The organism is Psychromarinibacter halotolerans (assembly GCF_029168315.1).
Classification (GTDB): domain Bacteria; phylum Pseudomonadota; class Alphaproteobacteria; order Rhodobacterales; family Rhodobacteraceae; genus Psychromarinibacter; species Psychromarinibacter halotolerans.
Genome location: NZ_JARGYD010000003.1, coordinates 314,506 through 334,967, shown reverse-complemented (window position 1 = coordinate 334,967; position 20,462 = coordinate 314,506). Strand labels below are relative to the sequence as shown.

At 64.6% G+C, this 20,462-nt stretch carries 24 protein-coding genes; 20 read left to right on the top strand and 4 right to left on the bottom strand.

Going from position 1 to position 20,462, the window contains the following annotated elements:
- Positions 1-63: 63 nt before the first annotated feature.
- The gene (locus P1K30_RS10165) at positions 64-804 is read right to left on the bottom strand and encodes a glucose 1-dehydrogenase (protein ID WP_275632612.1); all 741 of its coding nucleotides are present in this window, start codon (positions 802-804) and stop codon (positions 64-66) included.
- A gap of 205 nt (positions 805-1,009) precedes the next feature.
- Here P1K30_RS10165 and P1K30_RS10160 point away from each other — a divergent pair, with 205 nt between their 5' ends.
- The 11 genes from P1K30_RS10160 to P1K30_RS10110 all read left to right on the top strand — a co-directional run bounded on the left by P1K30_RS10160 (position 1,010) and on the right by P1K30_RS10110 (position 11,001).
- Complete coding sequence (locus tag P1K30_RS10160) at positions 1,010-2,221, top strand: aminopeptidase P family protein (RefSeq protein ID WP_275632611.1); 1,212 nt, start codon at positions 1,010-1,012, stop codon at positions 2,219-2,221.
- Between the two features lie 184 nt (positions 2,222-2,405).
- Positions 2,406-3,482: a hypothetical protein gene (locus P1K30_RS10155; RefSeq protein WP_275632610.1), complete on the top strand. Its 1,077-nt coding sequence runs from the start codon at positions 2,406-2,408 to the stop codon at positions 3,480-3,482.
- Positions 3,483-3,489: 7 nt separating this feature from the next.
- Positions 3,490-3,726, top strand: coding sequence for a hypothetical protein (locus tag P1K30_RS10150; protein ID WP_275632609.1), 237 nt, complete (start codon positions 3,490-3,492; stop codon positions 3,724-3,726).
- On the top strand, positions 3,719-4,861 hold the full coding sequence (locus tag P1K30_RS10145) for a hypothetical protein (protein WP_275632608.1): 1,143 nt from the start codon (positions 3,719-3,721) through the stop codon (positions 4,859-4,861). Before P1K30_RS10150 ends, P1K30_RS10145 begins: the two co-directional genes overlap by 8 nt.
- 133 nt (positions 4,862-4,994) lie before the next feature.
- Positions 4,995-6,929 (top strand): AAA family ATPase, encoded by a 1,935-nt coding sequence (locus tag P1K30_RS10140; protein ID WP_275632607.1) that lies wholly within the window; start codon positions 4,995-4,997, stop codon positions 6,927-6,929.
- On the top strand, positions 6,926-7,273 hold the full coding sequence (locus tag P1K30_RS10135) for a hypothetical protein (protein ID WP_275632606.1): 348 nt from the start codon (positions 6,926-6,928) through the stop codon (positions 7,271-7,273). The genes P1K30_RS10140 and P1K30_RS10135 overlap by 4 nt, the downstream gene beginning before the upstream one ends.
- Positions 7,274-7,349: 76 nt before the next feature.
- Positions 7,350-7,664: a hypothetical protein gene (locus tag P1K30_RS10130; protein ID WP_275632605.1), complete on the top strand. Its 315-nt coding sequence runs from the start codon at positions 7,350-7,352 to the stop codon at positions 7,662-7,664.
- A gap of 10 nt (positions 7,665-7,674) precedes the next feature.
- A complete protein-coding gene (locus tag P1K30_RS10125) occupies positions 7,675-8,640 on the top strand; it encodes a COG3904 family protein (protein ID WP_275632604.1) in 966 nt (321 codons plus the stop codon).
- A gap of 2 nt (positions 8,641-8,642) precedes the next feature.
- The gene (locus P1K30_RS10120; RefSeq protein ID WP_275632603.1) at positions 8,643-10,022 is read left to right on the top strand and encodes a DUF6638 family protein; all 1,380 of its coding nucleotides are present in this window, start codon (positions 8,643-8,645) and stop codon (positions 10,020-10,022) included.
- A 3-nt stretch (positions 10,023-10,025) separates the two neighbouring features.
- Entirely contained in the window at positions 10,026-10,301 is a 276-nt protein-coding gene (locus P1K30_RS10115) for a hypothetical protein (protein WP_275632602.1), read from the top strand.
- Between the two features lie 10 nt (positions 10,302-10,311).
- Positions 10,312-11,001, top strand: coding sequence for a DUF1523 family protein (locus tag P1K30_RS10110; protein ID WP_275632601.1), 690 nt, complete (start codon positions 10,312-10,314; stop codon positions 10,999-11,001).
- A 15-nt stretch (positions 11,002-11,016) separates the two neighbouring features.
- Here the strand turns inward: P1K30_RS10110 and P1K30_RS10105 are convergent, their stop codons facing one another.
- Complete coding sequence (locus P1K30_RS10105) at positions 11,017-11,256, bottom strand: hypothetical protein (protein ID WP_275632806.1); 240 nt, start codon at positions 11,254-11,256, stop codon at positions 11,017-11,019.
- A gap of 162 nt (positions 11,257-11,418) precedes the next feature.
- Here P1K30_RS10105 and P1K30_RS10100 point away from each other — a divergent pair, with 162 nt between their 5' ends.
- The 4 genes from P1K30_RS10100 to P1K30_RS10085 all read left to right on the top strand — a co-directional run bounded on the left by P1K30_RS10100 (position 11,419) and on the right by P1K30_RS10085 (position 13,971).
- Positions 11,419-12,129 carry a M48 family metallopeptidase gene (locus P1K30_RS10100; RefSeq protein WP_275632600.1) on the top strand — a complete coding sequence of 237 codons (711 nt, stop codon included), beginning with the start codon at positions 11,419-11,421 and terminating at the stop codon, positions 12,127-12,129.
- A gap of 93 nt (positions 12,130-12,222) precedes the next feature.
- Positions 12,223-12,471, top strand: coding sequence for a DUF6455 family protein (locus P1K30_RS10095; protein ID WP_275632599.1), 249 nt, complete (start codon positions 12,223-12,225; stop codon positions 12,469-12,471).
- A 194-nt stretch (positions 12,472-12,665) separates the two neighbouring features.
- Entirely contained in the window at positions 12,666-13,100 is a 435-nt protein-coding gene (gene mscL, locus P1K30_RS10090; RefSeq protein WP_275632598.1) for a large conductance mechanosensitive channel protein MscL, read from the top strand.
- A gap of 250 nt (positions 13,101-13,350) precedes the next feature.
- A complete protein-coding gene (locus P1K30_RS10085) occupies positions 13,351-13,971 on the top strand; it encodes an SH3 domain-containing protein (protein ID WP_275632597.1) in 621 nt (206 codons plus the stop codon).
- On the opposite strand, the gene ald is transcribed toward P1K30_RS10085, so the two are convergent.
- Positions 13,968-15,086, bottom strand: coding sequence for an alanine dehydrogenase (gene ald, locus P1K30_RS10080; RefSeq protein ID WP_275632596.1), 1,119 nt, complete (start codon positions 15,084-15,086; stop codon positions 13,968-13,970). The two genes, P1K30_RS10085 and ald, sit on opposite strands and share 4 nt — an antisense overlap.
- A gap of 130 nt (positions 15,087-15,216) precedes the next feature.
- On the opposite strand from ald, the gene P1K30_RS10075 reads away from it, so the two are divergent.
- From P1K30_RS10075 to P1K30_RS10060, 4 genes are all read left to right on the top strand, one after another.
- Entirely contained in the window at positions 15,217-15,678 is a 462-nt protein-coding gene (locus P1K30_RS10075; RefSeq protein WP_275632595.1) for an Lrp/AsnC family transcriptional regulator, read from the top strand.
- A gap of 76 nt (positions 15,679-15,754) precedes the next feature.
- The gene (locus tag P1K30_RS10070) at positions 15,755-16,480 is read left to right on the top strand and encodes a SpoIIAA family protein (protein WP_275632594.1); all 726 of its coding nucleotides are present in this window, start codon (positions 15,755-15,757) and stop codon (positions 16,478-16,480) included.
- Positions 16,481-16,610: 130 nt separating this feature from the next.
- Positions 16,611-16,925: a hypothetical protein gene (locus P1K30_RS10065; RefSeq protein WP_275632593.1), complete on the top strand. Its 315-nt coding sequence runs from the start codon at positions 16,611-16,613 to the stop codon at positions 16,923-16,925.
- 3 nt (positions 16,926-16,928) lie between these two features.
- Positions 16,929-18,662: a methyl-accepting chemotaxis protein gene (locus P1K30_RS10060; RefSeq protein WP_275632592.1), complete on the top strand. Its 1,734-nt coding sequence runs from the start codon at positions 16,929-16,931 to the stop codon at positions 18,660-18,662.
- Between the two features lie 731 nt (positions 18,663-19,393).
- Here the strand turns inward: P1K30_RS10060 and rpsU are convergent.
- Positions 19,394-19,600 (bottom strand): 30S ribosomal protein S21, encoded by a 207-nt coding sequence (rpsU, locus tag P1K30_RS10055; RefSeq protein ID WP_057812606.1) that lies wholly within the window; start codon positions 19,598-19,600, stop codon positions 19,394-19,396.
- Positions 19,601-19,725: 125 nt separating this feature from the next.
- Between rpsU and P1K30_RS10050 the strand changes: the two genes are divergently transcribed.
- Positions 19,726-20,460: a COQ9 family protein gene (locus P1K30_RS10050; RefSeq protein ID WP_275632591.1), complete on the top strand. Its 735-nt coding sequence runs from the start codon at positions 19,726-19,728 to the stop codon at positions 20,458-20,460.
- Positions 20,461-20,462 lie beyond the last annotated feature (2 nt).

Genomic DNA, 20,462 nt, shown 5'->3' with positions numbered 1-20,462 from the left:
TCTCCGCAGCTTGTCTTGTATGGCCTATGCGCAAACCCCCAGCAGCGGGCCTTGCCGCCGGGATCAGATACAGCGTCCGCCGTCGACTTCCATCGCGACGCCGGTGACCATCGACGCCTCGTCCGAGCACAAGAAGCAGGCGGCGTTGCCCATGTCTTCCGGGGTCGAGAAGCGGCCAATCGGGATGGTCGATAGGAACTTCGCCCGCATTTCCGGGGTGTCCTGACCCATGAAGCTTTTCAGCAGCGGCGTCTCTCCGGCGACGGGGCACAGCGCGTTGACCCGCACCCCGGCGGGCGCCAGTTCCACGGCCATCGACTTGGTGGCGGTGATCATCCAGCCCTTCGACGCGTTGTACCAGCTAAGGTTCGGACGGGGCGACAGCCCGGCGGTGGAGGCAAGGTTGAGAATGGCCCCGGCGCCGCGCGATTTCATATGCGGCACCAGTTCGCGCGCGGTGAGATAGACGGATTTCGCGTTCACCGCCAACACGCGGTCGAACAGGTCTTCGGGGACGTCCTCCATCGGGGTCGGCAGGTGTGTGATGCCCGCGTTGTTGACCAGAATATCGACGTGGCCCCAGACCTGAAGCGCCACGCGCGCCATCGCGGCGACGCTTGCGCCGTCCGCCACGTCGACGGTGCAGGCAACGCCGCCGACCTCGGCCGCCATGCCCTGTGCCGCCTCGGTGTCGATGTCCGCCACCATGACCTGCGCGCCCTCGGCCTTGAACTTGCGCACGATCCCCGCGCCAAAGCCGGAACCGCCGCCGGTGACGATCGCCGTCTTGCCGTCCAGTCGCATGCCTGTTCTCCCGTTTCGCTGGCGGTCAGACTGGGGCGGGCCGCGCCTGCGCGCAAGAGGGCTTGCCCCTTGTCATGCCCGGGGGCAAGATCCGCGCATCCCGAAGATGGCGTCTTCGGCGATCTTCCACAGCAGTGTCCTGTACGCCGGGAACCCGATGATCCCCGGCTTGGCGGTCGGGGCTTGTTCAGGAGATCGAATGACAATGACCGAACGTCCGGAATTCTTCCGTTTTCACAATGGCGGCGACAAGGTTCCGCTGCCGTTTTCGTCCGACGAGTACGACGCCCGGCTGACCGGGCTGCGGGCCGCGATGGCCGAGGCCGGTGTCGAGGTTGCCGTGCTGACCTCGATGCAGAACATCGCCTATTACTCGGGCTTTCTGTATTGCAGCTTCGGCCGGCCCTACGGCCTCGTGGTGACCGCGACCGAGTCCGTGACCATCTCGGCGGGGATCGACGCGGGGCAGCCGTGGCGGCGGTGCCACGGCGACAACATCACCTACACCGACTGGGCGCGTGACAATTACTGGCGCGCGATCCGCAGCGTTGCGGGCGAAGGGCGGCGCGTCGGGATCGAAGGCGATCACATGACGCTTGCCGCGCAAACGGCGATGACCGCCTTCCTGTCGCCGTCCGAGATGGTCGACATCGCCCCGGCAACGATGCGCCAGCGGATGATGAAATCGCCCGCCGAGATCGACCTGATCCGCGCCGGGGCCGCCGTGGCGGACGTGGGCGGCTATGCTATCCGCGACGCGATCCGAGAGGGCACGCGCGAGATCGACGTGGCGATGGCGGGGCGGGACGCGATGGAACTGGAGATCGCCAGCCGCTTCCCCGACGCCGAGTATCGCGACACGTGGGTCTGGTTCCAGTCGGGGCTGAACACCGACGGCGCCCACAACCCGGTCACCGCGCGCCGGTTGCAGCGAGGCGATATCCTGTCGCTGAACGCCTTCCCGATGATCTCGGGCTATTACACAGCGCTGGAACGCACGCTGTTCGTCGGCGAACCCGACGACGCTTCGCTTGAGATGTGGAACGCCAATGTCGGGGCTCATGAACTTGGGCTGTCGCTGATCCGGCCGGGTGCCACCTGTTCGGGCATCACGGCGCAGATCAACGCGTTCTTCGCCGAGCGCGACCTGCTGCAATACAGAAGCTTCGGTTACGGCCATTCCTTCGGCATCCTGTCCCACTATTACGGGCGCGAGGCCGGGCTGGAACTGCGCGAGGACATCGACACCGTGCTTCGGCCAGGCATGGTCGTGTCGATGGAGCCGATGCTGACCATCCCCGACGGCCAGCCCGGCGCGGGCGGCTATCGCGAACACGACATCCTTGTCGTCACGGAAGACGGGGCCGAAAATATCACCGGCTACCCCTATGGTCCGGGCTTCAACTGCGTCGGCTGAGGCCTGCCGGAACCCCGTAAAACGCCGGTCAAGTGCCTGATTTCGGCCACAGCCTGCTGTCAAGGGTCGGGAAATCCCGACCCTTGTGCCCCCTTGAAACCGGGCGGAAACGGGATGACCTGATAAACAAAGCGGGGTAAACATCCCGCAGATAGAAGACTTCATTTGCGACGCGAGGACAGCGATGAGCGATTTTGACGCCCAGGTGCGCAAAAGCCAGGCCGAGGTGGCCGAGGCGCAGGCAAAGATTTCCGAACTGACCAGCCGGGTCGAGACGATGGGGGCCAAGGCCAAGTCGGGCGACGACATCTCGATCGACATCGAGAACGCGACGCTGGACGACGTGCATTCCCACACCGAGCTGATGAACGCCAACATCGCCGAGCTGATCATGGGCCTCGACGACGTGACCGCCGGGTTCAGTCAGGACTTTGACGAGATGCGCAACAAGACGGGCTGGGAAAGCTTCGTCGGCATTTTCGCCAAGGGCAAAGCGGACTCGATGCGGCAGGAACGCATCCGCACCGCCAATATCGACGACAAGCTGCAGGACCTGATCGGCAAGTCCGACACCATCGTGAAGCTGCTGGAAAACCAGCTGGACGTGCTGAACGACCACAAGGGCCGGGTGGAAACCAACCTTTCCGGCACGTTGGACGAGCGCGAGGCCGTGGTCAGCGAGCTTGAGGCGCTGCGCGTCGAGATCGCGTCGATGGATCCGAAGATCATCGAGCTTGAGAGCAAGATCAGCGTCGAACAGGACGCCGCCGCCCGCACGAAGCTGGAAGGCGAACTGGCGGCGATGAACGCCAAGTACAACGAGATGGTGCAGCAGGAGCAGGTGAAGCTGGCGAAAAGCCAGACGCTGGAACGCTACATCGAGAAGGGCAAAACCTGGGTCGACAGCCTGCAGAACCAGGCGGCGACGCAAATGGTGCTGATCAACAAGTTGCAGACTGACACGAAGCAGCGCGTTGTGCTGTACGATGCCCTGACCAAGTCGCTGAAGACCGCGCAGCAGCAGGACGTCGCGCACCGGATCAACGAGATCGGGGTCGAGACGGACAAGGAAGCGCAGGCCGCGATGGCCGCCATCGGCACCGCGACGAACCAGCGGATGGCCGACATGATGGAGGCTCACGAGGATCACATGGTCTTCGCCCGCAAGGTGCTGGAGCAAAAGGCCAAGGCGGACGAACGCTTCGCCCGCCGCTTCCAGCAGATTGTCGAGAAGCACGACAAGAACCTGTACGGGGCGTGAGCCTTTCATGACGGGGAAGAGCAAACCGCTCTGGCCGCTTGGCGTGCTTCTGGGCCTGCTTGTCGCCTATCTCGTCCTGCCGCAGATCCTGCCGGACGAGGTGCTGTTGTACGTGCTTGTCGTGCCGGTGATGCTGGGGCTGGCCTTTATCACCGCCCGGCTGACCCGGTTCCGTTACGGCGGGTTCTTGCCCGGAAGCATGAGGAACTGGTTCCTCGAACGCGAGGCGCGGCGCGATGAGTGAAGGCGTCACCGGAGCGGACCTGTCCCGCGACCATGCCGGGTTGACCGACACTTTCGCGGCACGCCGGTATTTCCAGAAGTTCGAGACGATCACCGGCCATTTGGCCCGTGTCGCAGCGGTGATGGAGCAGGAACGCGGCCTGACGAAGTACGACGTCAAGGTGCTGGGCGGCTACGTTCAGGCGCTGGCGGCGACGTTCGAGGCGCTGAGCCTGAAGTACCTGATGACCGGCCGCGACACCGGCACGTTCTTCGGTTCTATCGCCATCGACCGGACGGAAAGCGGGTTCCCGGTATTCCGCGAACTGCTGACGATGGCGAACGATGCCCAGCAGGCGTCGCGGCATCTGGCGGGCACCATGAGCACCGCGACCCTGAAGGACGAGATGATCCGGCAGATCGTGGGCGACCTGACGATCCCGACCAAGCTGCAATTCGCGATGTCGCAGCGGCTGTACTACGAGGCGCTGGAACGCGACGGGATGTTCTGGGCGCAGAACCACCCGCAAGCGCAGTGGCTGGGCGATATCGGGCCGCAGCGGCGCAGCTATCTTTTGCATTGGGCGGTCTACGACAGTCAGGTGAACCTGCCCGCGGTCTACCTGCTGGAGGTCGAGGACAGCGGCGCGCGCGGGCTGCCGGTGGACGACCGCCGCTGGCCCGAGGCGCAGGCGCACCTGATGGCGCAGTCGCTGAACGGGCTAAAGCTTCTGACCATCGCGCAGGGCTTCGACCGCGATTTCGACGATCTGCACCCCAAGCGGCTGCGACGGTTCCACATCGGCCCGATGTACTCGGCCGCCTACACGCTGCAGACCGGACCGATCCACGATGTGCTGGAAGAGGCCCGCGCGCCGGAAGGGCAGGACTGGGCGCTGGCCTGGACCGAGGAACGGCTGGAAAGCGAGCGGGTCGAACGCGAGCGGTCGGGCTGGTTCGGCACCGTGGAACGCGAGATCTTCGCGCTGGACCCCTTCGCGGGCCGGGGCGTCGACACCGGGGCGACTGCGACCGAACGGTCGATCATCATGCCTGCGCGTCCCTTTCAGGTGCTGGCCGAGAAGAACCCGCCCGGCTTTCGTGACGTGCGCAAGTTCGTGGTGTCGCGCAGCGGGCAGGTGGTGAGCTACCGATGAGCGGCGGGCGGCGATACTGCGCGCCGCCGGCGCAGGCGATTGGGCCTGTCGTTCGCGAAGAGGGGGCTTTGCCCCCGGCGCCTGCGGCGCCTCCCCCAGGATATTTGAAGACAGAAGAAGAACGGATTTCGAGATGAGCGTTTCGGGCGATCAGATGGAACTGCGCGAGGAGGAGATCCGCGCGCATTACGATGCCGCCGTGGCGATGCTGGAAGGTTTCGACCACACGCCGCGGATCGCGAAACCGGGCGAGGCGCCGCAGCCGGAGCGGTCCAGCGGGATCGGCACGCGGCGGCGGTTCCGGTCGACCACGCCGGGGCTGGTGACGCGGTCGACCGCACGGCCCGAGGGGGTGCGTCTGCTGGAGCGGATCGAAAGCTCGGACGGCGGCGATGCGCTGGTGTCGCCGGTGCAGGCGACGGTGATGCAGTCGCTGCGCCGCGCCATCGCCATCGCATTGGCCGTGGGTGACGGGTTTTCCGAGGCCACCGGCCTGACGGCGTTGAAGAAGGAAAACCTTGAGGGCCGGTTGCCGCAGGCGCGCTCTGCCGAGTTCGCCGAGCTGTTGCAGGCCGAGGCGCTTGCGGTGTTGTACACCTTCGCAAACGGCGTGGCGTTTCTTCTGGCGTCCTCGGCCTCGGAGGTCACCGTCGAGTTGGGCGGCATCGACGAGATGCTGACCGACAACGCGCAGCTTGCCCTGCACGGCGCCCTTTGGGAGCTGGATCAGGATCTGGAGCGTTTCGCGGACGGCGAGGCGAAGATCGTGGCGGTCGTGCTGGCTTTCGCCGAGACGCTGATGGAGAAAGTGGGCCTGCGGGCGCAGACCGCGCCACGGCTGGGCGCCTTCACCGGCGCCAGTTGGCGGGTCGAGGCGGACGATTTCACCATTCAAGGCTTCAGCCCGGCGCGGAAGGCGAAGGGCACAGCTCTGACCATGCAGTTCAAGAAGCCGAACGAGGTGGTGGGCAACCACATCGCCAAGTATCAGGCGATGAAGCTGGCCAAGATGCTGATGGCCTACGACTTCGAGCGCAAGCTGAACCCCTTCGCCGAGATGGGCGGGTTCATCTTCACCTTCATGGGCGACGGCAAGCCCGGCACCGGCAAGACAACCCTGATCCAGATGATGGCGGGGCTGATCAACGAGTACTGCCTGAACGCGGGCTACCCGTTCCGCTATCAGAACTTCGGCATCGACAACATCGACAGCTATCAGGGCAAGTCGGGGCAGAACGCCCGCGCCTTCATCGACAACGTGCTGGATCCGAACGTGATCGGCTTCGGCACCGTCGACGACATCGACCAGATCGCGGGCAAGCGCGGCGACCGCCAGTCCTCGGCCGGTCAGCAAGAGGTCACGGCGGTGCTGATGGAGGCCTTCGCGGGCGCCAACACCGTGGTGCGCGGCAACTGCACCTTCGGCATGTTCTCGAACTATCCCGAGAACGTGGACGATGCCCTGCGCCAGCGGGCCGGGGCGCGGTTCCTTGTGGACGGGCCGCAGACACGGGACGACTATGTCGACATCCTTGCGCTGCTGCTGGGCAAGCGGCACGACATCCCGCTGGGCGACCACGAGTTGTATGCCGCGCAGGAGATCAAGAAGGCCGTCGCTCGGTCCTTCGAACAGCATGGGCGGCCGCAGGAAGACGGGCTGATGCGCGTGTGGGACGCGACCGAGGCGAAGCTGGGCAAGCTGGACACCATCGCGAAGATCGGCACCTACCTGAAGGGCATTCAAGAGGCGGACGAACGGTTCACCGGGCGGGCGATCAAGAACATCACCGACGCGGTGAAGGTGCGGGCAATGGATTTCGAGCTGCCCGACGAATGGATGGAACAGCCGGACCTGTTCCTGTTCAAGCCTTACGACGAGAAACTGAAGATGCTGGAAGACATGCGGCAGCCGATCACCGTCGACATGGTGATCCAAGAGGTGAACCGCTACGCCGACAGCGAATTCCGCTATGCTGACAAGTCGGACGAGGTCGCGATCGAGGCGATGGTCCGCGACTTTGGCCGGCAGGAAGAAGCCCGGCGGCGCTATGCCGAGGGCAGGGAATGATCGTTCTGCTTGGACTTTTCCATGTTCTTCTGGCGCTGGTCGTCGGTGCCGGTTTTGCACGGTTCGGCCCTGCGACGGGACCGGGGCGCGGTATCTGTGCGTTTCTCGTCAGCGCGTGCGTCGTGCCGCTTGCCACTTTGATCGCGGTCGGCCTGTATTTCGTTTCGAATGGGCTGAGCCTGCGCGAGGCCGCGGATGCGGCTGCCTTCGTGTCCTTCGCAGCCGTGTTGACCGTTGTCGCATGGGGACCGGTTACCGTACTGGTCGCGGTCAAGGGCCACGCGGGGATCGCGCATCCGCAAGCCGAGGGTCCACCGGATCGAACCGTCGTGGGACAAGAGTGACAGGCCGGGGAGACCTAAGATCCACACCGAACCTATATCCTTTCTGAACACTGGCGTTCCGCTTATCCTCTTGGGCGTGCTGGCGATCATCGTGCCGATCGTCATGCTGCCGCGGGGGAGCCGTCGCCAGTGGGAGGTCGCGGTAGCGATCTGGGCGTCGGCCGGGATGGTGTTGCTGGCCGGCGCGGTGGTGTTCGCGGTGATCTATGCCATCGGCGGGGTCGCGGTCGGCGCGGCCTTCGGCGACGCGCCGTTGGCGACCGGATTGTTCTTTCTCAGGCTGTCCGGCACGGCGGCAGTGGCGTGGGTGCCGGTGCTGCTGCTGACGTGGCTGGGGCTGGCGCAGTTGGTAGAGAAGCGCAAAGGGCGCGACAAGGCGCAGCACCGATAGGTTGGCTATTATGTGGTTCTCTCGGCAATTAGTCTCTCACGTCCTTGCGATTTTCTTATCTTCGGCCTGGGGTGGTTTGTCGCTCGCAGACACGTGGGATGATGAGATTGCCGCAAGCCGCGAGAAATCTAGAATCTACTGGGACTTTGCCATTTCCCACGGAGCGTTCATATCAGCAGGTACCTTTCTCAACGAGCTAGGCATTCCAAGGCATACCTGCGAAGTAGCCGGAAGACTGCTTGGTCTTGAGCAATATACCACAAGTTTGCCATTGTTCCCCGAGCCTCAACTCCATGAAGACCTTGACGAAGATGGCTTACATGATCTGCAGGCCTACTCAATATGGCTGTCGAACTGGGCTTCTGTAGCTTCGTCTCTTCGGGAAAAATCACGCGTAGAGCTGGCACATATTTGGAACCTTGATTGCTTGGGTCAGTTCGGAATTCCGAATATTGCCTATTTATCTATCGATGAACCCGATGCGCTGTTTCGACAGAACGATGAGTACTTATCTGTAATAGGAGAGATTGAAGACGGTTTCTTTGTTCGCTTTTCAAAGTGGTTGGCGGAAAACCCCCAAACCACGACCGTCGCACTTGGTAGTGGAGGAGGGAGCGTATCCGATGCCCTACGCGCAGGGCGTTTGATTAGGAGACTCGGGTTAGATACTTCTTTAGCATCCAACTGCTATTCCGCCTGTCCGTTGATCTTTGTAGCGGGCGTCGAGCGACGCATCTGGTCGCCGTATCCAAAACTAGGATTTCATCAGGTTTCGTCGAACGGGCGCGCCGTCCCGTCGGATCATCCTGTTTACGCCCAGGTTTCGCTGTACTTATTGGATCTGGGCGTGAAGCCAAGTTTTGTGTTGAATGCTATGATGCGCGCGGCGCCATCAGATATGCATTACCCGGAACTATACGAACTTTGTATTGCTAGGGCCGCTACGTGGATCCAGCGGCGCTGTTGGAGTCAGTAGATATGAGACGCCTGATCGAAAAGGGCTTGATGTTCGGCAATCTCGTCGAGGTGTCCTCGCCCGCGCTGGTGGAACGTTATCGCCGGGCGCTGACGCATCTGACGGGCAAGACCACCGCGCTTGAGGATTTCCACGTCGACGTCTCGGGCTATTCGCCGGAGATCGGCGACGAACTTGGCGACCACCTGTACCTGAACCCGAACGGCTGCAATCGGCAGTTCATCCTGCTGACGACCGAACAGAAATCGGCGCCGTTGCTGAACCTGAAGTTCTCGTTCTCGCGCACGATCCTGAAGGATTTCATCGAGCAGAACGAGACCAAGCTGTTCGCGCTGACCACCCGCGATGCGGTGGCTGGCGAGTTGATGAACTCGGTTCTCGACCTGTCGACGCCGCAGCGGCTGTTCGACATCAGCCGCATCGTGGTCGAGGCCGATACCACGGCGGGCGACGTTCGGAACGCGCGCAAGCTTCAGGAGAAGATCGAGCATTTCCGCAACGACGACGACGCGTGGTGGGACGACGTTCTGATCGCCGAGATGATCGGGCTGGCCAAGCAGACCGGCGACGTCACACGCAACCCGGTGGATCTGACCACGTTCACGGAGGACGTGCAGGATTACTGGACGGCGCATTTTGGCGGCATCTACATCTTCCGGGGTGTCGAGCATCCGGCGGCCATCGTCACGGGCGGCGGGGCGTCGGTGGGAGACCTGCCGATCAAGTTCGTGCTTGGTCTGAACGAACCGAACCGGATCGCGAAGTTTCTCGATCTGAACGGATTGGCCGAACCGATCGTGAAGGCGCGCGGCGTGGATGCGGCGGCGATCCTGCGGCAGAAGATGGATTTCATCCTTGTGGACGTGGCATCGACCCTTGGGCACGATCTGACCGGCGCGACGCGGCGCGATCTTCGGATGCTGGCGCGGCAACTGGGCAGCGCGCTGCCCGAGGCCTATCACGGGCTGCACGCGCTTTTGCGCTGGGCCGAGGGCGGTGGCGACTGGCCCCGGATCGCCAGCGACCATCCCGCGTATTTCTACACGCTCCGCGCCACGGCCGGGCCGCAGCGGAATCTTGTGAACCAGCTTCTGGCAGAGCTGACTCCGCTGGACGTGCGGCAGCTGTTCATCTGCCACAAGGAATTGTTCTACACGCTGTACCGTGGCTGGAGCGAGATGAAGAAGGAATTCGTGGCCGAGTTTCTTGCCGCCGAGTATCAGGTCGACAAGGCTGGCGCCCGAGAGGCGCTGTTCGGTCCCGAGCCGGATATGCAGGAACCGGACACACAGCCCGAGCCCGCGCGGCGCGGCGGGCCGTGGACGCGGGGCCGGGACATCGTGGACGTCGTTGGCCCGTGGGGCGCGGTGCGGAGGAACTGAACCATGAACCTTGTGCGGCTGATCGTCTTCGGGTTCATCGGGCTTAGCATCGTTTACGGGCTGGTCTGGCTGTATTCCCGGTCCGTCCGGCGCGAGAAGCTGGAAAAGGCGTGGGACGCGGACAACCCCGAAGGTGGTGATTCCGAGGCCCGGGCGCACTATGTCGAAGAGGGGATGAAGGACTACCACGCATCGATCAGGCCGAAGCTGATCCTGCTGGTCTATATCATCCCCGCCGCGATGGTCGTCGCGGTGTTGATCCTGACGAACTGGAATTAAGGCGAGACGCATGGTCTATGTGAAATGGTTCTTCCGCATCGTGGCTTTCGTGCTGGTGTTCGGCACGCTGAGCTACGTGCTGCCGCGCCACGATGTCGCGCGCATCACAGGGACCGAGGTCATCCGGATGGATTTCTCGTCCTTCAACCGGACGTTCTATGCCCAGTCCGACAGCGGCAACGTCGAGGGTGAGACTCGCGACGTGCGTCTGATCAACACGCAGAAGCGCAAGACGTGGCTGTTCGGCTTCATCCCGCGCGACAGCTATGGCGTGATGGTCTACCGGAACGAGGACACGGGCTGGATATGGCCGCCGTATTTCAAGTTCGACAGTTCCGATCTGCAGGCCGAAGCGTCGAACCTGCAGTCGACGGCGGCGGACCCGCAGTGGGTGGTGATCACGCAATACGGCTGGCGTAACCGGTTCTTCACGATCTATCCGAACGCCATCGCGATCCGGCCGGTCGACAGCCCGGACGACAGCCCGTTCCCGTGGTTCAACGTCTTCTTCTTCGTCTTCATCGGGGTGGCGGCGTTGTTCATCCGGGCGATGTGGCGGCAGTTCCGCGAGCGGTCCGTCGACCCGGCGATGGAACGCGCGGGCGATGCATGGGATGCCGCCGACGCGCGTATCGACGAACGGCGGGGCCGCGTTCGCAAATGGCTGGACAGCTGGAAAAGCAAGAAGCGGCGTTACTAAGCGCGGGGCGCGGCGTCAGTCTTCGGTGCGCCGAAGACGGTAGACGCCTTCCGGCAGGTTCAGCGCGGCGGACAGGTCGCGCAGCTGCGCCATCGACAGGGTGATTTTCTGCAGCCTGTCGGTGTGCGGGTCCAGTTGCTCGACCGTTACGCAGTCTTCGAAGGCGTTGATGATGACGTCCTCCTGAAGGTGGACGCTGCCCTCGTCGACGAGGGTGACGACGGTCGCGTCGAAGTCGTGTTCGATGGTAAACATGCCCTGACCGTAGCCGTGCCGCCGGTCTTTGCCCAGCGGCATTACGGGGGACGCCGGGGCGACATCGCGGAAGCGGCGACGGATTGCGGGAATCGTGATCGTTGACCGCTGGCGTCTGCCTATACGGCAGTTATGCTGGGCGCTTCATCGTCAGAGGCCACCATGTTCCGTATCGTCCTTCCGTTGTTCTGCGTTTTGCTGTCCGCCTGCACCCTTTCCCCTCCGGCGGGGATCGACGGGCCTTCGGGCGGTGTGTTCGCCGACGACAAAGGGGCGCTGTCCCCTGCGGCGGGTGACGCGCAACTGGGCGCCGTTGTGGCGCGCACGCTGCCGGTGGCAGAGCAGGTCTGCCGCGCGGAACGCATCGTGCGGAACTGCGATTTTGTTGTGCTTTTGGATGCCGATCCGTCGGCGCCGCCCAACGCGTTCCAGACCGAAGGCCCGAACGGCGAGGCCGTGCTGATCGTCACCGCGGCCCTGCTGGCCGAGATGCGGAACGAGCACGAGCTTGCCTTCGTGTTGGGCCACGAAGCGGCGCATCACATCCTCGGGCATATCCCGAAGGCGCGGGAAAGCGCCGCGCGCGGTGCCGTGCTGGCCGCCGTGCTTGCGGAAATGTCCGGGCTGCAGGGCGAGGATCTTGTCGCGGTCCAGTCGATCGGTGCGGAACTGGGGGTGCGCGGCTTCGCGAAGACCTTCGAGTTGGAAGCCGACGCGCTGGGCACCGTGATCGCCGCGCGGTCGGGCTATGATCCGCTGACGGGGGTCCTGTACTTCGATCGCATCGACGACCCTGGCAACGTCTTCCTTGGCACCCATCCGCCCAACAGCGAGCGGATCGACGTCGTGCGTCGGGTCGCCGCCGGTCTCTGACACCTTGATCCTGATCAAGGCGCGGCTCTGCGTGCTCCGTTAACTTGCGTCTTGTCGGCAGGTCGCGACGCATACGCAACGGAGGTCACTGTCATGAGCAATCGGATGGAAGACGCCAACACGGCCTGTCTGATGCAGGGCATGTCGCAGGTGCTGGGAACCAGCGCCGACCAGGTCGAGGGGACACTAGGCGGCGAGCGGTTGCAGGAAATGGTCACAACGTGCCGGTCCTGCACCCGATCCGACGACTGTATCCTGTGGCTTGTCGAGAACGCGGCAGGGGCCCGGAGGGCGCCGGGCTACTGCCTGAACGGCGAGCAACTGGAGGTGCTGGCGCGCTGAAATACACGGCGAAGGGGACTCGCCTGCGCACGGCACCGAAAGGCGCCGCCCCCGTTCGGGCTGTTCGGGGGCGGCGCCTATGCGTCTGACGGGTGACAATCCCGGCAATCCTGAGGCGCTGTTAAGATAATAGTTAAGATTTCCCGGCGCTGCCGGTATCCTGTCGCTGCAACCTGCGAGCGAAGGAACGAATTATGCTCAATGAATTCAAGGCTTTCATCGCCAAGGGCAATGTCATGGACATGGCCGTTGGCATCATCATCGGTGCGGCGTTCACGGCAATCGTCACTTCGATGGTGAACGATCTGATCAACCCGATTATCGGCCTGTTCACCGGCGGGTTCGATTTCACCAACAACTTCCTGCTGCTCAGCGGCGAGGGCGACTATGCCTCGCTTGAAGCCGCGCGCGAGGCCGGGGCGGCGGTGTTCGCCTATGGCGCTTTCATCATGGCGGTCATCAACTTCCTCATCATCGCGTTCGTGGTGTTCATGCTGGTCCGCTACGTGAACCGCATTCGCGACATGGCGGTGCGCAAAGAGGATGAACCGGCCGAGGCCGCGCCCGCCGGGCCGACCGAGCTGGATGTCCTGCTGGAAATCCGCGACTCGCTGAAGAAGCCGGTCTGATGACGCCGTGACAAACGCTGAAGCGGCCCGCGACGTCTGACGGCGCGGACCGTTTCCCCGACATGGCGGCAATTTCCGCAAGCCATGCTAGACTACGTTCGCAGATTGCATTGCGACCGAATCATTAGCGGTATGGCAGCATCGGGTTCGGGCGCAGCGCGGTGGTCCGGTTTCGAACGGGCGGCTGCTAGGCTGGCACAGGTCGGCCGCCGGATTTGAAGACACGAATTGTTTGACGGAGGAGTTGATGATGATCGGAAAGGCTTTTCTTTCGCTCGCGGCCGTTTGCGCTGTCGGGCTTGCCCCGGAGGGCGCGCAGGCCGGTCAGGCGATGTTGGGGGATGCGACGGGGCTTAGGGCCGGGCCGGACATGCTGTACGGCGTGGTTGCGACGGCCCCGGCCGGGACAAGCGTCCAGACGATCGACGGCAGCGTGACGTTCGCCCGAAGCGGATCGCACATCGCGACAATCGAACATGTATCAGGCTGGACGCTGGTGCGCCTTCCGTCGGGCGCCAAGGGCTGGGTGCGCAATGCGGCACTTGCGGCACCGTCCGCCGCGCCGGTGGCGGCCATCGCTGAACCCGCCCCGATGCCGCGCCCCACGTCCGAACCGGTCGTGACCGCCGTTGCTCCGGTCGCCGCGCCGCCCGCCGCCACGTCTGACTCCGCTGCGCGCTATACCTCGGTCGTGTGGCCCGACCTTGGCAAGCTTGACCTCCATTCCGGCCCCGGCGAGGACTTCGCCGTTCTGCGCGGGATGGACCGCGGCGACTGGGTCGCGGTCATCGAAAAAAGCGGCCCGTGGGTCATGGTCGAGCACGAGTCCGGCGTGACCGGCTGGACCCTCAGCGCGGGGCTGACCCGCTAGGCCTTCAACGCCAGCGCGGGCGACAAAACGTCGATGCCAAGCGCCTTGCCAACCGGATAGCTGGTTAGCTTGCCGGCGTGGACGTTCAGCCCTTGCAGCAGGTGGGGATCGTCCTCGCAGGCTTGGCGCCAGCCTTTGTCGGCCAGCGCCAGAAGGAACGGCATCGTCGCGTTCCCCAGCGCGATGGTCGACGTCCGCGCCACGGCGCCGGGCATGTTCGCCACGCAATAGTGCATGATGCCGTCGACCTCGTAGATCGGATCCTCGTGCGTAGTGGGTTTCGATGTCTCGAAACAGCCGCCTTGGTCGATGGCGACATCGACGATCGCCGCACCGGGTTTCATCGTCGACAGCTGCGCGCGCGACACCAGCTTCGGCGCCGCCGCCCCGGGGATCAGCACCGCGCCGATGACCATGTCGGCCTGCGCCACCAGCTCTGCCGTGTTCGCGGCGGACGCCAGCCGGGTACGGAACTGGCCGCCGAACACGTCGTCCAGATAGCGCATCCGCGGCAACGAGCGGTCAAGCACGGTCACATCGGCGCCCATGCCCGCCGCGACGCGCGCCGCGTTGGTGCCGACGACACCGCCCCCGAACACAACCACCTGCGCCGGTCCCACACCGGGCACGCCGCCCAAAAGCACGCCACGACCGCCGTTGGCCTTTTGCAGCGTCCATGCGCCGACCTGCGGCGCCAGCTTTCCCGCCACCTCGGACATCGGCGCCAAAAGCGGCAGCCCGCCGTTGGCGTCGGTCACCGTTTCGTAGGCGATGCAGGTGGCGCCAGAGGCCAGCAGATCCGCCGTCTGGGCCGGGTCCGGCGCAAGGTGCAGGTAGGTGAACAGGATTTGCCCCTCGCGCAGCATCTTCCGTTCCGTCGCCTGCGGTTCTTTGACCTTCACGATCATGTCGGCCTCGGCGAAGACGTCCGCCGCGCTGCCCGCGATGGTCGCACCCGCCGCGATGTAATCCGCGTCGGTAAACCCGGACCCCATGCCCGCGCCGGTTTCGACCAGCACGGCGTGTCCGTGCGTGACCGCCTCGTGCGCGGCGCTGGGCGTGACGCCGACGCGAAATTCCTGCGGCTTGATTTCCTTCGGGCAACCGATCTTCATGGCGTTCCTCCTCGTTTCCAGTCAGCTTGTCGCGCGCGCCGCGCAATCTCATCGGAATTTTGGTGCCAGCCGTGCCGGTTTGGCGTAGATCATGCGCAAAATCGGCGGATACGCGGGAGGAATCTGCGCCATGACCGAACTTGACGATACCGATCGCCGAATCCTGAGGGCGTTGCAGAAACGCGGGCGCATCTCGAACGCCGAATTGTCAGAGGCGGTGAACCTGTCGCCCTCGGCCTGTCACCGGCGGGTGCAGCGGCTGGAGGCCGAGGGGATCATCGCCCGTTACGTGGCTCTGCTGGACCCCCGCAAGCTGAACCGGCCCACCACGGTGTTCGTCGAGATCACCCTGTCCGGGCAGGCAGAGGAAGTGCTGGACGCCTTCGAGCGAGAGGTCGCGCGCATCCCCGACCTGCTGGAATGCCACCTGATGGCGGGAACGGCAGATTATCTTCTGAAGCTGTCCGCCGAGGATACCGACGATTTCGCGCGCATCCACCGCCGGTATCTTGCACGGCTGCCCGGCGTGGCGCAGATGCATTCGTCCTTCGCGCTGCGCACGGTGTTCCAGACCACCGCCCTGCCAGTGTGACATCTTGCCGGACCGCCTGTGAGGCGGATGGCCGCGTTCCTATATGACGTAAGGGAGACTGTCGGAGGGACCCGTCATGATGGAATTGAAGGAAACGCAACGCGCTGACATGCTGCACGTCCACGTCTCGGGCAGCGTGACGGACGCAGACTATCGCGACGTTCTGATGCCCGCGATCGACGCCGCCACCGAGGGCGACGCGCGCGTGCGCCTGCTGTTGGAGATGGACTCGAACGTCAGCGATTTTACGTTGGGCGCCCTGTGGGACGATGCCCGCACGGGGCTGAAGCACTGGCGCGGGTTCGACCGGATCGCGGTGGTGACCGGGTCGAAGGGCATCGCAACAGCGATCAAGGCATTCTCGGTGATCCTGCCGTGCCCGGTGATGGTGTTCCAGCCCGGCCAAGTGGACGAGGCGAAACGCTGGCTGACGGAATCCCTTGGCGCGATCCACCAGACCGATTTGGGTGACGGGGCGCTGGAAATCCAGCTTCTGGGGAAGCTGGACAGCGCAGTCTACGACGCCGAGGTCGAGCAGTTGAACGCCTTCATCCGGGCCAACACGCGGTTCCGGCTGCTGCTGGACATCCGCGACTTCGACGGCTGGCAGGGCTTCGGCGCGCTGGGCGAGCATTTCAAGCTGGTCCGCGACCACGCGCCGATGCTGGACCGCGCCGCCATCGTCGGGGATGCCGGCTGGCAGAAGATGGCCGTGGGGCTGGGTAAGCGCCTTTTGGGCAAGGAAGCCCGGTACTTTCCGGCGGAAGATCACGCCGCGGCGCGCGACTGGCTGAAGTCCTGACGCTTTCATTGTCACAGCCACTGTCCGGCTTGGGGCGGCCTTTTCGGGCCGCCCTTTTTTGTGTGCTGCCGTTCAGACCGACTTAAGCATTCGGCGCTTATACCCCTCGCGACTTGAGAGAGGTGCCAAGGTGCGTCTGACCCTGTTCGCGTTTCCGGTTCTGGCCGTGCTGTCGGGGCCGGTGGCCGCCATCGTCGGCGGCGATCCCCGTGTCGACGGGCCGATGCTGGTGATCGTGCCGCCTTGGGCAAATGCCGGTGAGATCGTCGCGCGTGCGGGCGGACGCTTGGTCGGGCCGATCCGCGCGCCAATGGCGGTCTTCGCGGCGACGACCGACACGACCGCACCGGACGCTGCCGAAGGGTTCGCGCGCCGCGTCAGGGGCGAAGGCGCGTGGTGGGTGACTGATGGCACGGCGCTGGCAGCGATATGTGGAGTGGGTTGAGCAATGGAAAACGGCAACAGTGAACTGGAAAAAAGCCGCGACACCGCAACGCGGCGGCTGATGATGTGTGCATGGGCGGGCGTGCCGGTGGTTGCGCTGGTTGTCCTGCTGACCGGCTCGCAAAGCTGGGTGGCTGTCGGGATCTCGGCCGCCTTCGCGGGGCTGGGTCAGGTCGGAATGCGGACGGGCGGGCGGCTTGGGCGCATCGCAGTCGGGCAGGGCATGGTCGGACAGGCAATCGGCCTGACGGCGGCCTTTGCAGGCCATCCGTGGCAGCTTGACGCGCATATGTCCTTCTTCGCGGTGCTTGCGGCGATGGTCGCATTGGTCGGGGTTCGGGCGATCCTGTTCGCGGCGGGAACCATCGTGCTGCACCACGTCTCGCTTAGCATCCTGCTTCCGTCTCTGGTTTATCCGTCGTCCGACATCCTCGCGAATATCGAGCGTTCCTTGTTTCACGGCGCCATCGTTCTGGTGGAAACGGCCGCGCTGGTCATCGCAGTGCGCGTCCGCCTGAAGATGGACGCCGAAAGCCAGGCCCGGAATGCCGCGTTGGCAGAGGCGAAGCAAACAACGGACGAGGCGCTTGAAAAGGCGCGGGCCGCGCAGTCAGAGGCCGAGGCCGACAGGGTAGAAGCGGAAGCCGCCCGTTCTCGGGCAGAGGCCGCGACCGCGACCGTGCAGGCACAGCAGGCCGAGGCCGACGCCGCCCAGCAGCGGATGCGTGAGGCGGAAGAACGCGAAGCCGAGTCGCGCCGCAAGATGACAGAGCAACTGGGCGAAGTGTTGGACAAGTTGAAGATCGCCCTGCGCGGGCTGTCCAACGGCGACCTGAACACGCGCATCGGCACGGCGTTTGCCGAAGAGTACGAACCGCTGCGCGCGGATTTCAACGAGGCGCTGACCCAGCTTTCGGAAGCTTTGCGGGATGTCGCGGACTACACCGACCGCATCCGCAACGACGCGTCGCAGATCAACAGCTCGTCCGAAGAGCTTTCGATCCGGACCGAGCGGCAGGCGGCAACCCTTCAAGAAACGGCAGCGGCGCTGACGGCATTGACCGCGTCGGTCGACGAGGCTGCGTCGATGGCAGAAGATGCGTCGTCTTATGCGGGCGAGGCGCAGGACAAAGCCAGCGCGGGTGGCGAGATCGTCGAGCGGACGGTGGCGGCGATGGGCCTGATCGAATCCTCGTCGGGCAAGATTGCCCGCATCACCAATGTCATCGACGACATCGCCTTCCAGACCAACCTTCTGGCGCTGAACGCCGGGGTCGAGGCGGCGCGCGCCGGGGACGCGGGGCGGGGTTTCGCTGTCGTCGCCTCGGAAGTGCGGGCGCTCGCCCAGCGCTCGTCCGAGGCCGCGCGCGAGATCAGCCAGCTGATTTCGTCCAGTGGCGAGCAGGTGCAGGAAGGCGTGCAACTGGTCGGACGGACGGGAGAGGCGCTTGAGGGGATCGTGACCGCGGTTCGCGAAACCGCCGAGCGAATCGGCCGCATCGCGACCGAGACCCGCGCCCAGTCCGGCAGCCTGTCCGAGATCACCAGCGCCGCCAACGAACTGGACAAGGTGACCAAGCAGAACGCCGCGATGTTCGAAGAAACGACAGCGGCCGTCGGCTCGATGAACGCCGGCGCCGAAGGGCTGGCCGGCGCGGTGGCGGCGTTCCGCTTCGGCGACGACGACTCGGCAGAAGACGAGCAGCAGGCTTGGGACGCGGCGCGCAGATCTGCCTGATGCGCGAATGCCACGCGTCGGGGCAGTGAAGTCGGGTCCCGCTGCTCCGCCGAGTCCCGGATTGGGGGAGGGGGTGCCCAGGCCGGCGAATTGGCGGTCCGCGCAAAACGGTCGGGACCCACGTCGCTTCACGCCAAGGGGTCGAACCCGGAAGCCAGGCGGCGAATCCGGAAGCCGCCCCGTCTTGGGCCCGTCCCGCGCGCGCTCATGAACTGGCCGCACAACTGACCCATGCACGCACCATGCTGATGCGCATCCGCGAGCGGTCGCAATAAGTCGCAACATGTCCATGCCCGCCCGGTGACGCTTCCCGCCTTCGTCACTGCCTGTCCAACGGCGGTGTCCGCCACACGGGCACCTGCGAGTCCGCGCGAACAGTAGCAGTCGCCGCAAAGCGGTGTGCAACGCTCGCGGCTCATCACCCGGGAAGGTCGGACACATCTTTGACGTGCAACTTGTGGCCCGCGCTGCCACAGAGAGACGGCCCTTAACGGACCCACGCCTTTCGCACATTGTCATGTCGGACGGCGCAGTGCCGACCGCTACCCAAGGGATCTGGAGCGCCCGCCACGGCGTGCGTGCGGTGGGGTCGGATTTTGGCCGAGGTCATGACGAAAGGGCGGGGGCAGAACGCGGGTACGCATCCTGCCCCCGGAAATGACAAACCCCCGGGCGATGCCGCGGGGGTCGTCTGAATGGCGGGTTGCCCCACCAGCCGAGCCTTGTCGGTCTTAGAGAAGACCTTCGCGCTGGGCTTTTTTGCGTGCGAGTTTGCGGGCGCGGCGGATGGCCTCGGCCTTCTCGCGTGCGCGCTTCTCGGAGGGCTTCTCGAAATGTTGCCGAAGCTTCATCTCGCGGAAGACGCCCTCACGCTGCAGCTTCTTTTTCAGAGCCCGAAGGGCCTGATCGACATTGTTGTCGCGAACGCTGACCTGCATGTGGTTGTCACCACCTTTCTAAGTTAGGGTTGCGGAAATTGCAGGAGGTGGCCGTATAGCAAAGGCAAGCTACCTTGTCCACCTAAAGCCGGCCCGCATCCAGGCGGGCAATGACGGAGGAGCCGATGACCGATCCATCCACCGAACCGGGCCATGACACCGGGGCCAACGGGACGACCGCGCCGGACCGTGCGCGCCTGCTGGACGCGATGCTGCCGCATGTGGCCTTCGATGGCTGGTCCGACGCCAGCTTCCGCGCCGCCGCCCACGACCTTGGTATGACCGTTGTTGAGGCGCGCGCGATCGCGCCGCGCGGGGCGCTTGACCTTGCGGCGGCGTTTCACCGGCGCGGCGACGCCGCGATGCTGGCGCGGCTGGAACAGGCCGACCTTTCGACCATGAAGATCCGCGAACGCATCACCTTCGCGGTGCGCGCCCGGATCGAAGCGATCGACGACCGCGAAGCTGTGCGCCGGGGATCTGCCTTCTTCGCGCTGCCGCAGAATGCGCCCGAAGGCGCGCGCCTGATTTGGGAAACCTGCGATGCGATCTGGACCGCCCTTGGCGATCCGTCGGACGACATCAACTGGTACACCAAGCGCGCGACGCTGGCCGGGGTTTACGGGTCGACCGTGCTGTTCTGGCTGGGCGACGACAGCGAGGGGCGCGCCGACACCTGGGCCTTCCTTGATCGCCGGATCGAGGACGTGATGCGGATCGAAAAGATGAAGGCGCAGGTGCGCAAGAACCCAGTCCTGAACGGGTTGATGGCCGGGCCAAACTGGCTGATGTCGCGGGTGAAGGCGCCAAAGCACCGCGATCCGTCCGGTTTGCCCGGACACGCGCGGGGCGAGGGGTAGAC